The sequence below is a fragment of the Microbacterium meiriae genome, assembly GCF_040702565.1.
In the GTDB taxonomy this organism is placed as follows: domain Bacteria; phylum Actinomycetota; class Actinomycetes; order Actinomycetales; family Microbacteriaceae; genus Microbacterium; species Microbacterium meiriae.
On sequence record NZ_JBFBLJ010000002.1, the window covers coordinates 26,177 to 38,144 of the forward strand.

Below are 11,968 nucleotides of genomic sequence, written 5' to 3' on the forward strand. Positions count from 1 at the left end.
CAACGCGGGGCGGCGCCGGATCAGTCCCGGGGCAGCCGAGTCGATCGCGTCGCGGCGGGCTGCGTCGACGCCTGGTTCTGGAGCAGATCGCGGATCTGGATGAGCAGTTCAGCCTCGCTCGGCAGGTCTTCGGGCTCCTCGACGACGCCGGCCTTCACGGCAGCGCGATCCCGCATCTTGTTCATCGGCACCACGAACACGAAGTACACGACCAGCGCGACCGCCAGGAAGCTTATGATCGCGCCGAGGATTGCGCCGAACGAGAACGTGGACGTACCGCCAGCCAGCGTCGGAACCATGACCTGCAGTGCAGTGTCGAGGCTATCGGCCGCGAAGAACAAGCCGATCAGCGGATTGATGAGTGCCGAGACGAGGACGTTGACGATCGCGGTGAACGCCGCGCCGATCACGACCGCGACCGCCAAATCGATGACATTCCCTCGAAGGATGAATTCCTTGAACCCCGTAACCACACAGCGGACCGACGCATGAGCAGCCGGTGGACCTGGTCGAACTACCCAGTTGCGCGCCTGCGGCTCCTAGGGGCATGTCTGATGAATATCAGACTCTGAAGTCGAGGCTGGGAGCGTGGTGCTGGAAGCCGGGTGCGGTGTTGCCGTCGCGGCGACACGTCGCTGGTAGAGCACAATCGCGATAAAGGTGGCCATGGCGATCATGATGAGGGCGGCCACGCAACACTCACGCACAAACTCGCCAACCTGGAGCGTCACACTAGGTGCGGCGATTCCCACCGAACCAACGCACCGCGCCACGACGACCTACCCCTGGGCCAAATCAAGACGACGCCCCGGGCCACTTCAAGTTGACATAGTCAGGCGCTTGACGGGGAACGCGTCCGCGCTGTTCCACCACGCGTACTTCTTCTTCTCCGCGAAGCTGCCGTACAGCGCGATGTTCAACGAGGTGAGCCGCTGCTGTCCATCGAGCACCGCCGTCGTGCCACTCCCGGAGGGAACCGTTGCCTTGTCGGCGTAGGGGTTGTCGCGCTCGTGGTAGTTGGTCAGGAACTCGTAGAACGTGTACGACTGCACAGTTTCAGGCTTGACGTCCCAGAGCAGGAACGACCCGACGGGGTACCCACGCATGAGGCTATCGACGAGCTTGGTGATCTGATCGGCACCCCACACGAACTCTCGCTGGATCGCCGGCATCAGGTACTCGCGCTTGTGGATAGCGGTCAGCATCTCCTCGATGCTGCGCGGGGTCTGGAACGACATGCGGATTCTCTCGGTCGGGCTGGCAGATGGTCAGGCGATGGCGTCGTCATCGACGGCCACGACAGTGTCGTAGAGGCCATAGTGCCGCAGCCCCTTGTGGGACTCGATGCCGGTGTAGGACAGGGACGAGTCCTCGTAGCGCCGGAAGGCGAAGACGGCCTGGTTCATGTGGGTGGCGTTGAAGACGCCGAGGTTCACGAGCAGATGGAAGTCCTCAACGGTCAGTCCAGTGACGGTGCGGAACAGGCCCGGTTCGAGCTTGGTGATGACGTCCTGGAGGGTGTTCTCGCGGAAGTCGGTTAGATACATGAACGCCGGGATGCGGGTGGCGAACTTGACCAGCTTCTCTTGAATCTGCTTCCGCTTGGATTTGTACTCCTTCTCTTCCGCCGTGAGTTCCTTCTTCTCCGCCGGAGTGATCTCTTCGCCCTTCTCCTTCTTCGCCTTCTTCACGGCGTCGCTCTTGTTCACGACGGTCTCGAAGATGTCGTTGCCGAGCGCGCGGAAGCCTTCGATGTTCATGACGGCGTTGAGGGCGTCAGGGTTGTTCATGATCTTGCGCAGGGTGTCGTTGTCGACGTTGACGAGTATCGCGGACTCCCACTTGCGGGCCAGGAGGGTCGCGGACGTGCCCGACATGGCGATGTCGAGGATGCCGCCAGCATCGACCTGGGTCATGTTCGACCCGTCGTAGGCCAACACGGGCAGGAACTTCACGAGCTCCTCGACGGCCTGCTCCGGGTTCGGCGTCTCCGGCGAGAGACCAGCCCCGTAGTCGGCGATCTGACGCAGCGCCCGGGTGGGCGCGAAGTCGAACACGAAGCACACCGGCTTGAGGACAGCTTCGGCGCTCGGATTGTCCCCGTCGGGGTTCTTGATCGACCATGGGGACTGCACACGGAACGCGGCCTGGAAGTAGGTCTCGGGCGAGTTGAGGTTTCGCAGCATCAGGATCGAGGACCACTGCTTGACGGTGACGCCCGTGGTGAGCTTGCCGCAGGACAGGGTGATCGTCTTCGTGTCGTGGCCGTCGCCGATCGCCGCTCGCACCGGTGGGAGGGCATCCAGGCCAATGCCCGCGCCAGTGCCTGCGACGACGAGGACCTTATAGTCGTGCCAGAACACGTTCTGCTTCTCCGCGAGCAGGTTGGCCATCGCCTGGCAGGCAGCCACATTGGGTAGGAACCAGAACGAGTGCTGCAGGTAGGGCAGGAGCCGGACATCGGAGTACGGGAACGGCGGGCGGGTGCCCATTCGCATGGCGTCGACCTGCGTGGGCAGGTGAGCTCCACGGATGAGGTCGAGCCACTTCTGAACGTCGGTCTTGTGCGTAAACTCGGCGTCCGCGCCGATGCCCTTTGCCTCGAAGAACTCGTTGAGGTCGAACTCGTCGAACTCGCCCTGGTTCGCGACGGCGATGAGCTCGTCGGGCATCTGGTAGGTGAACAGGCGCATCTCCGGGAGTGCCCCGTACGGGTTCCAGTCGTTCGGGTGCGCGACCGCGTACTCATCCTTGGCCCGCTGCTCGTCGGTATAGGTCCAGTTGAAGATTTGCTCCTCGATGAACTCACCAGTCGCCAGCGCCTTGAACGGCGTGCCCGACAGGTACAGGTAGGCGCGGGTGGTGATCGGCAGGAAGTCGTCCTCGTCGTTGCCGAGCTCGTCAAGCTCTTCATCGAAGGCGACTAGGCCGTCGTTGTACTCGGCGGCCAACTCCTTCTGCTTGACCTTCTCGTCCTCGCCCTCGAACAGCTCCTTGGCGGATTCACGCCAGGCACCGAAGTGGTACTCGTCGAAGATGACGAGGTCCCAGTTGGTGGTGTGGACCCATTCGTTCTTTGCCTTGATGAGACCGGTCTTCCGGTCGCGCCCGAGCAGGTCCTGGAACGATCCGAAGTAGACCAGCGGCCGAGTCTTGTCGGCGTCGTCCGGGCTACCCCCAGTCGCTGAGGAGAGGTACTGCCAGCCGTCGAAGTCGGCGTGAGATTCCAGGTCGGTCTGCCAGGCGTCCTCCACCGCAGGTTTGAAGGTGACCACGAGGATGCGCTTGGCGCCGAGCCGCTTAGCGAGTTGGTAGGAGGCGAAGGTCTTTCCGAAGCGCATCTTGGCGTTCCACAGGAAGCGTGGCACCGCGTGGTAATTCTCGGCCCAAATCGACTCGAAGTAGCCCTGCGCCTTCTCGACGGCGCTGACCTGCTCCGGGCGCATTGGGAAAGTCTCATGATGGGTGCCGCTAAGTTTCACGCCCGTGCGAAGCTCAGTGATCGCCGTGCGCACATCGTCCGGGGTGCAGCGCATCCACTCTCGCGCTGAGCCGAAGATCGGGTTCTCGAAGCCCTTGTCGACCAACCGTTGACGCACATCTGAGTCGCGGAAGATCGACCCATCGCCGCGTTCGGCTAGCTCATCCACGTGGAGCGTGTAGGCCTGCTGCATCTGGCCCTGCGACTCGCGGATGCGGGCGTTCACGTCCGTCTTGGTCGTCTGTCCCACCTTCAGCAGTCCCGTATATCCCGCGGGTGGATCATTCGGCGACCACGCGTATATGCGTAGACGCGCCTTCGGCCTCTCCGGGAGAAGCTCGTCGAGACTTCTACTCATCGATTCCCAACTCCATCGGACGGACTACTTTCTCGACGAACGCGATCTCCTCATCGGTCAAACGGTACTTCGCATACAAGTCAGAGTCGGTCCACTGCTTGGTCCATTCTTGAACAGGCACGAAGCCGTAGACCCTGCTCGTAACATGCTGGGAGGCCTTTCGGAGCTGAATCAACAAGCGCGTCAACCGGCAGGACAGGTACGAGAGCGCACTCTCTGCTTCCTCCTTCGAATTGAAGGGGCCGATGGCCAGGTATGTCTCCGTGGAGATACTCCCGGGTTCGCCGAGGAATGGCGTGCTGATGACGCGGTGGGGATACGAGTCCTTGTTGCCGGTACCCGGAGCCGCGTAACTGACGAAGATCTTCCACTTGTCGATCAACGCTTTGCCAGAAGCCACTTCGCTCCTCGCTATATAGCCGATGCCACCGTTCTGGTAGACCTTCACATCCTCGGGGCCGGCGACGGACTTCGCTTTGAAGAAGGTCCGCAACCCGAACGCACGGGCCGAACTTACAAGTTCGCTGAAGCTCTTCTCGGCCGGGAGGGAAACGCTCGGCTGCCCTGCGAGCTCGACCTTCATGATCTTCTTCAGGATGGAAACACCCTCATTGAAGCGTATGAAGACATCGGCGCCTTCTTCGAGTAGCGGCCGGGTGTCGGTCGAGTCATCCCATCCTTTGAAGTGGGTCGTGACCACGCACTCTCCAGGATGGTCGCGATCCCAGAGGAAGTAGTTCACGCCGCCCTTGAGGCCAACGCCCGGAAAGACATCGGCCGCACTGAGGAAGTCGTCTATCGAGCGAAGTCGTCCGTCTTTGAGCATCGACTCGCGGAAATCCTCCAATCCCTTGCCACCGGCAAACCATCTGGAGGGAATGACCATCGTGAGGAAGCGGGGATCAAGCTTCTTGGCTTGCTCCACGAACAGTTGATAGATCGGCGCAGCACTGGTTCCGTGTCCGCCGTCGCTGAGCTGGTAGGGCGGGTTGCCGATGATGACGTCGAACTGCATGTTGTCTCCGAACAGCTCGGCGATCCGAGCTTCGATGTCGTCAGTATGGATGAAGGCGTAGGCGTGAGTCTCAAGGTCGTCGCCACGTGCGTAGTCGTCCTCGGCTGCCCCGCAGTAGACGCACTTGCGACTGGTGTAGAACGCGACCTCTTCGCTCGTCAGAGGATCGGCTCGAAACTCGCGTTTGCCGCCGCCCCATGTGTGCTCGGTGCGCCCGAACCAGATGTTGCCGTCCTCAGTCGTGAATGACTTGGCGATCGAGTGCGGGCCGTTGGCTAGTTTCGAGCAGTAGACGCTGCGGCGTGCCAGCAGTGCGGTGAGTTGAGTGATCCCGATGCCGAACACCTGGCGGGTGAGGATGTGATCGACGCGTTCGGCCAAGTCGGGGATCACCAAGATCAACCCGTCGGTGAGTCGACGGACGATCTCGCGGAGGAACACACCGGACTTTGTGAACGGATCGAGGAACGTGATGTCAGGATTGGCCCAGATGTTCGCACCGTCGTTGGCGTCTGCCCAGGCGGCGGCAAGCGTGTCGAGCATCTGGCTTGCGAACTCCGGCGGAGTGAAGACCTCATCGTTGGAGAGATTCGCGATGCAGGTCAAGACATCCGGGTTGTGCCCTCTGAGGGTAAAGGGTGCAAGGGTCACGCGGCGGCCTCGGCGATCTGATTGACGGTCATGGTCGGGTAGGTCTGCGCGGGAACGAACAGGTCGTCGTCGTCCAGTTCGCCGAACAGTGTGCCCTCGTACGAGGCTCGCTGGGTGAGATCGTCGTAGCGGAAGTCGCGCCTCTGGAACTTCCCTTTGCCGAGGTAGCCCCACTCAGGGAAGGTGATCGGCTGGCCACTCACCAAGGTCATGGTCAAGGCATCCCCCTGGACGATGTTCACGGCTAGGACCGCGCGCGCCGCTTGCGCCCACTGGTCATCGCTGCTGATGCCCATAAACGTGTTGAACACCTCGGCTAGATTGTCGCGGCACTCTTCGGCGTTGTCTGCGAGGAGTTCGATGCCGTACGTGCACATCAGCGCAAACAGGGCGTAGTGGCGCTTCTCAAACTCGCTCTTGCCGTGACGGAGCTGGACAGTGACGAGCTTGCGGGCCAGGACCGGGACAAGGAAGTTTCCCGAGCCACAAGCGGGCTCAAGCACGCGAGCGTCGATCCGCTCGGACTCGTGCTTGACGAGATCAAGCATGTCCTCGACCATCCACCCCGGCGTGAACACCTCGCCGTGATCGGCAACGCGCTGCTTGGACTTCACCAACCGCTGGGCTTCACTCAGCGTCATCGGCTCCCCTTCCCGTACTCGTTGTCACGATCGTAGGAGCGACCGCTGACATTCGCGGGGGCTGCTGAGCGGTCTCGTCGTCGCTGGCCGCCGCACCCGCACGCACCCAGTCGTCGATCTCGCTGGCTTGGAACTTCCAGAGGCGTCCGACCTTGTGGGCGGGCATGGCCTTCTCGGCGATCCAGGTGTAGACAGTGTCTTTGGTGACCCCGAGGTGGGCGGCGATGTCGTCTGCGGACAGCCACGGCTCAGCCACGTTGGTCCTCCCTCGCTCAATGGCCCAGGCAGGCCAACACTCACGATGATACCGGCGGAGGTACGGCTTGAGTTGGGTTTCTCCGGGCGTGGCCGAACGAGGTGGGTGCCGAGAGTGATCGCTCCCTTCTGCCGATCAGCGTGGGACACGCGCCTTGAGCCACGCGGTCACTGCTTCCCGCCACGGGTCGGGGTCGGTGTTCCAGCAGAGGGTGTGGTCGGCGTCGAAGGTCTCCAGCTCGACGAGGTCCGGGCGGGCGTCTCTGAGTGCTTGTGAGAGCCGGATCGGTACGGAGTCGTCTCGGGTGCCGTGGAGGATCAGGGTCGGCGTCGCGAGGTCTGCGGTTCGTGCGGTCCAGTTGAAGGAGCGGAGCGGGATGCTGCCCGGCGAGCCAACTGCGCAAGCCAGCGGGCCGACGGTGAGCCACGGGATCGCAAGGTGCCCGGCTGCTGCGGGCAGTCCACTGCGAACGCAGTTGGTCTTGATGACTTCGGTCCAGTTGAGGACTGGTGAGTCGAGTACGAGCGCGGCGATCAGTCCATCGTGTCGCGGGTGGTCGGCGAGTTGGAGGGCGATGGCGGCCCCCATTGACCAGCCAAAGAGCACGACTTGCTGCGCTCCGCGTCGAACGGCGTATCCGATGGCTTCGTCAACGTCGCTCGTCTCGGTGTGGCCGAGGGTTGTTCGGCCGGTGCCGACTCGTGGCCCTTCTGTGGTGTTGCGGTGGCTGACGACGAGGGAGGTGTAGCCGAGTTCGGTTGCGGCGAGGACGCCGCGCAGGGTGCCGGCGCGGGTGCTGCCGAGGCCGTGGATGTGTATCGCCCAGACCGAGGGGTCTCCCTCGATGCGCCAGGCCGGGCATCGTCCGGCGGGGGTCGTGATGGTGATGTCACGGGCGTGGAGTCCGGCGTCGGCTGGGGTGGCGTAGTAGATGCCGCTCCAGGAGGTCCGGTCGCCGGCCTTTGGAGTGGAGCCCGATGTGAGGCCCGTGATTCTGCGGGCGACCCGGGTGGGTCCGCGACCGATGACCTCGGTGGAGAGTTGCGCCCACCCACCGTGCTCGAACCAGAGGTTGTAGATGCCGTGCGCGGTGGTCTGCTCGGTTCGGTCGAGCACGATCAGGTCGCCATTGTCGTCGTGCTCAACGCTGCGGATGGTGAGGTCGAACGTGCGTGGGCCGACGGGTGCCGTGAGTCGCCGCGCGATGGTCCACCCGAGCCCGGCAGCCGCTGCCGCCGCGATCCCGCCGCCAAGCACGATGCGGCCGATCACGCTCCACGCTCCTCAACGTTGGGAACGTGCAAGGTCGCTGCGAGGGCGCTATCGCTTCCGACGAGGTGGGTCTCGGCGCGTTCGAGTAGGTCGCGGTCGTCGGTGCTGATGTCGAAGGTGATGCGCGGGTCGATCATCGCGTCGCGGATTTCGACGATCACTCGGTGGAGGTGCCCTTCGGGGTCTTCGCGGTTGGCGGCGAGGGGGTCGGCTTGGCTCAGCCCGGGCCGTGCATGTGTCGCTCGGAGCCAGAGCGGCTCCAACTGCGCGGTGAACGAGATCGTGTGCCGACGCCGGGAGCGGTGCTGGGCGCGGCGGACGGCGGGCTGGACCGCGAACCCAGCGCAGAGGAACACGAAAGTGAGGACAGAAAGCGGATCGTAGGCGGCCTGGATGGCGTGCATGAGGTCGAGGTGGTCGGCGGCGTGGGCGATGTCCATGACGATCACGGCGAGGCAGAGCGTGACACCGAACGCCGATCCCAGGCTGAGCAGTGCGGCGGGGAGGCGCTGGATGCCGGCGCTGTGCCGATACTGCCGGGCTGCGAGGACGAGCATCGTCGCGATGACGAGTGCTCCGTAGCTGAAGTTGATGATCGAATAGACCGCTGCCGCTGGTTGCGCGCCGAGGTCGTTCATGAATCGTGTCGTGGTGGTGCCGCGGTCGATGAACAGGAACGATGCGGTGATCGCGAGCAGCGCGACGAGCAGGACGGGTGCGCTGACGGCGGCGCGGACGAGCCTGGGCCGGTACTCGCCAGACTTCATGACGCCGCGCCCGAGGAAGAAGAGCCCTGTCATCAGGAGCGCGTCCGCGATCAGTGTCGCGATGTTCGTGCCGCCGAGGAGCGGATCGACGACCGTGTAGATGTCATCGACGTTCAGCGTCATGGCGATGGCGATGGTGAGGGCGGCGTAGGTGATGCTGCGGTCGGTGCGTTTGCGGCGGAAGATGAGCAGGCTCGCCACGAGCGCCCACATGAGCGTCGCGACGAGCGTCTGGATCATCCGAAGACCTCCGAGTAGGCCGATTCGGCGAAGACCGATCCTCGGATGCCTGCGGCGAGCCGGTCGGCGAGGGACTCGGCGGCGATCTCGGTTTCGCTGTCGAGGTCTTGCCGAGTGAGCAGGCGTGCGCGGGTGTGCGGCGGGATGCTGGGCAGTAGTGCTTCCTCGACGGCGCAGTCGTCGCCGTCGAGGTGCCCGAGGATCATGTGAGCAAGTTCGTGGAGCACGAACTGCTGGCGGTGGAGTGCGGAGTCGCTGCGGGCGTGGAGCACGTAGTCTCCGGCGTCGGTGGAGAGCAATGCCGCGCAGAGGCCGTCGTGGGCGTCGAGGTCTGCGAGTTCGACGATGCGGAGCCGCCGGTGCCGTCGGTCTTGGACGGTGTGGCGGAGGTTGTCGAAGGTGAAGGTGTTGCCGAGCTGAAGGCCCGCGAGAGCCGCCGATACGGTCTGTTCGATATTCACGGTTTGCCCCTTATCTGTGGGGAGCAGAGACGGGCGTCGGCTCCGTGTCGTGCGGTGCCGGTCAGTGCTCGGGCATGTGTGTCATTTCCTCATCCAGGAACTTGGTGATGGCATGAAGTGCTTTCGGCGAGATGTCGCCGAGGGTGCGGGCAGCATAGGACTTCACCTTCGCCGCGCGCATGGACCGAACCAGATCGAGCTGCGCCGAGACCTTCTCGGGAGTGGCCGCACCGTCCTCGCCGAGCAGGAACGCGGCATCCACGTCGAAGAACTCCGCGAGCCCCTCGAACACGGCGGGGTCCTGTACGTAGCGGTGGCCGTTGACCATGTACGTCCAGCGCGACCGCGACAGGTTCGTGCCTCGTTCGCGGAGGTAGTCGGCGATCTGCGAGTAGGTCGGCTCAGTGCCGGACTCGGCAACAGCGACATCCATCAGGAGCCGCAGACGCTTGGCGAGGTCTTCGGCCGCAGCCTGGCTCTCGTCTTCGGTCATGACGGTGACCCCCTTCCCTTCGCGACGGGCAAGGCATCGATGTAGTCCACCCGGAGGATGGTTGTGCATGCTCAACCGTACTCGTTGAGCATGCACAAATCAAGGCTTGCGCATGCTCAACGGTCGGTGTTAGAACAGGACTCCGGGACATTTTGAGCATGCTCAATGTCGCGTCCCGGTCTCGGCTCGGGCTGCCTCAAGGAGGTGAACGATGTCCAGCTCACGGTCCGGGCGCGGGTGTTCGCGCCTACCTGCCAGGTGTACCGCCGCGCGCAACCTTGGCGCGGCCCGCCGAAGAGGAGGCCGGAGCATGGCATCGAACGAGGACGCCCGCGCGGCGCGAGAGGCGAAGCTCGACGAGCTGCACGAGAAACTGACCGGCGCGGTCGAGTCGCTGGTCTCGGGTGACGACTGGCGGCAGGCGCTCGCCTTCGCCGCACGGTTCAGGTCGCGGTCATTCAACAACACGATGCTGATCTGGGTGCAGCACGAGGCCGCGTTCGAGGCGGGCCGCGTGCCCGAGCCCTTCCCCACTTTGGTTGCCGGGTACCGGAAGTGGCAGGGGCTCGGGCGGCAGGTGATGAAAGGGCAGACCGGGTACATGATCTTCGCGCCGGTGACGGGCCGGTTCGCGTCGTCCAATCCTGCCGATCCGAACTCCTGGCGTCGCTTGGGGCCGCGAGAGAAGCACAAGGTCAACGAGGTGGTGCGCTCGCGGATGGTCGGAGCGCGCCCGGCCTACGTGTGGGACGCCTCGCAGACCGACGGCGAACCGCTGCCGGTGCCGCCCGCTCCGACGCTGCTGGAAGGCGAAGCACCGTCAGGGTTGTGGGAGGGGCTGGCCGGGCAGATTCGCGGCGCGGGGTTTGAGGTGCTGCGGGTGCCGCACGAGGGGATGATCTCCGGCGCGAACGGCCTCACGGACTACGAGGCGCGCACGGTCGCGGTGCGAGAGAACATGGACCCTGCCGCGCAGGTCAAGACCCTCGCGCACGAGTTGGCGCATGTGCTGATGCACGATCCCGACGACGAGGAGGCGCGGCAGCATCGCGGCATCCGCGAGGTCGAAGCCGAGTCCGTCGCGCTGATGATCGGTGCCGCGCACGGCATGGACACCGCCGGGTACACGATCCCGTACGTCTCGACCTGGGCCGCCCGAGTGGACGGCCACGAGCCCGTCCAGGTGGTGCAGGCCACCGGCGAGAGGGTGCGGAAGACCGCGCTGGCGATCCTCGACCAGCTCGACACGCTCCAGGTCGGCGACGGCACCCCGCCCGGCCTCGACCGTGACACCCCCAGTCCGCGCACTTCCCGCACGGCTGCGCCTGCGGTAGAGACCGATCGTCCGCGTGCTGCGTCGGCGCTGGCGGGGCGGAGGCTGTGATGCCCGAGCCATTCGATGTCCTTGCGGCGCTCATTCGCGTGGATCGCTCACCAAACCTGGCCTTGGCTGCGCGGAGTCTCGCGGCGGCGGGGGTGCCCGTGTTCCCGTGCCTCGTGGAGGGGAAACGTCCGCTGACCCGCCGTGGGTTCCTCGACGCGAGCAACGACCCGGAACAGGTTGCCGCGTGGTGGTCGCGCACACCGAATGCGAACATCGGCATCCCGACGGGAGCGGCATCGGGCGTTGTCGTCGTGGATGTCGATGTCCACGGCCCCCACGATGGCCGCGCGGCGTACCAGCGCGCCACCGACGCAGGGCTCGTCGATGGCGCGGGGCTGCTGGTGCGCACCCCCACCGGTGGCGCGCACGTGTACTTCCCGGCGACACCAGGCAGCGAGCAGCGTTCGTGGCAGGCAGCCACGGCGGGTGTCGATTTCCGGGGCGACGGCGGCTACATCATCGCTCCTCCTTCCCGGCGAATCATCGACGGCAATGTGAAGCTCTACGAGGTCGCGGACATCGCCGCGCACTCGGTCGGCACGGTGGACGCGGCCCGGCTGCGGGACTTTCTCGACCCGCGCCCCGTCGCACCACCACGCGCCAGCAGCGGCTCGATGGAGGTGGATGCTGAGCGGTTGGCGGCGTGGGTCGCCGGGCGGGGTGAGGGCGAGCGGAACCGGGGCCTGTTCTGGGCTGCCTGTCGCCTCGCCGAGAACGGCGTCTCGCCCGCCGACGCGCTCGATGCCTTGGGTGCTGCGGCACAGTCGGCGGGTCTGGGTGATCGCGAGATCACCACGACCGTGCGCTCTGCCTACCGAGCCATTCAGCCCGCATCCGAGACCGCGTCAGACGGCCGGAGCCGGAACGCGGGTCGCTGGTTCGGTCGTTCGGCGAGCCCACCATCCGCAGCGCTGGGGAGGGCGGGGCTGTGAGGCGTGAATCGGAGGGG

At 64.8% G+C, this 11,968-nt stretch carries 12 protein-coding genes; 2 read left to right on the forward strand and 10 right to left on the reverse strand.

Features of this window, described 5'->3' with window-relative positions; translation table 11 throughout:
• Positions 1–20: 20 nt before the first annotated feature.
• The 10 genes from mscL to AB0310_RS07590 form a co-directional block, all read right to left on the reverse strand.
• Positions 21–473, reverse strand: coding sequence for a large conductance mechanosensitive channel protein MscL (gene mscL, locus AB0310_RS07545; protein ID WP_141388142.1), 453 nt, complete (start codon positions 471–473; stop codon positions 21–23).
• Between the two features lie 345 nt (positions 474–818).
• A complete protein-coding gene (locus AB0310_RS07550; RefSeq protein ID WP_366236940.1) occupies positions 819–1,238 on the reverse strand; it encodes a DUF262 domain-containing protein in 420 nt (139 codons plus the stop codon).
• Positions 1,239–1,268: 30 nt separating this feature from the next.
• Positions 1,269–3,731 (reverse strand): DEAD/DEAH box helicase family protein, encoded by a 2,463-nt coding sequence (locus AB0310_RS07555; protein ID WP_366236941.1) that lies wholly within the window; start codon positions 3,729–3,731, stop codon positions 1,269–1,271.
• Positions 3,732–3,831: 100 nt separating this feature from the next.
• Positions 3,832–5,505, reverse strand: coding sequence for an Eco57I restriction-modification methylase domain-containing protein (locus AB0310_RS07560; protein ID WP_366236942.1), 1,674 nt, complete (start codon positions 5,503–5,505; stop codon positions 3,832–3,834).
• A complete protein-coding gene (locus tag AB0310_RS07565) occupies positions 5,502–6,146 on the reverse strand; it encodes an N-6 DNA methylase (RefSeq protein WP_366236943.1) in 645 nt (214 codons plus the stop codon). Before AB0310_RS07565 ends, AB0310_RS07560 begins: the two co-directional genes overlap by 4 nt.
• Positions 6,133–6,402, reverse strand: a complete 270-nt coding sequence (locus AB0310_RS07570) for a helix-turn-helix domain-containing protein (RefSeq protein WP_522727334.1) — start codon at positions 6,400–6,402, stop codon at positions 6,133–6,135. Before AB0310_RS07570 ends, AB0310_RS07565 begins: the two co-directional genes overlap by 14 nt.
• A 135-nt stretch (positions 6,403–6,537) precedes the next feature.
• The gene (locus AB0310_RS07575; RefSeq protein ID WP_366236944.1) at positions 6,538–7,674 is read right to left on the reverse strand and encodes an alpha/beta hydrolase; all 1,137 of its coding nucleotides are present in this window, start codon (positions 7,672–7,674) and stop codon (positions 6,538–6,540) included.
• Positions 7,671–8,681 carry an MAB_1171c family putative transporter gene (locus AB0310_RS07580; RefSeq protein ID WP_054683014.1) on the reverse strand — a complete coding sequence of 337 codons (1,011 nt, stop codon included), beginning with the start codon at positions 8,679–8,681 and terminating at the stop codon, positions 7,671–7,673. Before AB0310_RS07580 ends, AB0310_RS07575 begins: the two co-directional genes overlap by 4 nt.
• Positions 8,678–9,142 (reverse strand): hypothetical protein, encoded by a 465-nt coding sequence (locus AB0310_RS07585; RefSeq protein ID WP_366236945.1) that lies wholly within the window; start codon positions 9,140–9,142, stop codon positions 8,678–8,680. Before AB0310_RS07585 ends, AB0310_RS07580 begins: the two co-directional genes overlap by 4 nt.
• Before the next feature lie 61 nt (positions 9,143–9,203).
• Positions 9,204–9,635 (reverse strand): hypothetical protein, encoded by a 432-nt coding sequence (locus AB0310_RS07590; protein WP_054683018.1) that lies wholly within the window; start codon positions 9,633–9,635, stop codon positions 9,204–9,206.
• 310 nt (positions 9,636–9,945) lie between these two features.
• Between AB0310_RS07590 and AB0310_RS07595 the strand changes: the two genes are divergently transcribed.
• Both AB0310_RS07595 and AB0310_RS07600 read left to right on the forward strand, forming a co-directional pair.
• Positions 9,946–11,019 (forward strand): ImmA/IrrE family metallo-endopeptidase, encoded by a 1,074-nt coding sequence (locus tag AB0310_RS07595; RefSeq protein ID WP_366237439.1) that lies wholly within the window; start codon positions 9,946–9,948, stop codon positions 11,017–11,019.
• Positions 11,019–11,951 (forward strand): bifunctional DNA primase/polymerase, encoded by a 933-nt coding sequence (locus AB0310_RS07600; RefSeq protein WP_054683022.1) that lies wholly within the window; start codon positions 11,019–11,021, stop codon positions 11,949–11,951. The genes AB0310_RS07595 and AB0310_RS07600 overlap by 1 nt, the downstream gene beginning before the upstream one ends.
• Positions 11,952–11,968 lie beyond the last annotated feature (17 nt).

Excerpts from the sequence above, each read along its gene's own strand:
- AB0310_RS07550 (WP_366236940.1), bottom strand. The coding sequence starts at position 1,238 with ATGTCGTTCCAGACCCCGCGCAGCATCGAGGAGATGCTGACCGCTATC.
- AB0310_RS07565 (WP_366236943.1), bottom strand. The coding sequence starts at position 6,146 with ATGACGCTGAGTGAAGCCCAGCGGTTGGTGAAGTCCAAGCAGCGCGTT.
- AB0310_RS07580 (WP_054683014.1), bottom strand. The coding sequence starts at position 8,681 with ATGATCCAGACGCTCGTCGCGACGCTCATGTGGGCGCTCGTGGCGAGC.
- AB0310_RS07590 (WP_054683018.1), bottom strand. The coding sequence starts at position 9,635 with ATGACCGAAGACGAGAGCCAGGCTGCGGCCGAAGACCTCGCCAAGCGT.
- AB0310_RS07595 (WP_366237439.1), top strand. The coding sequence starts at position 9,946 with ATGGCATCGAACGAGGACGCCCGCGCGGCGCGAGAGGCGAAGCTCGAC.
- AB0310_RS07600 (WP_054683022.1), top strand. The coding sequence starts at position 11,019 with ATGCCCGAGCCATTCGATGTCCTTGCGGCGCTCATTCGCGTGGATCGC.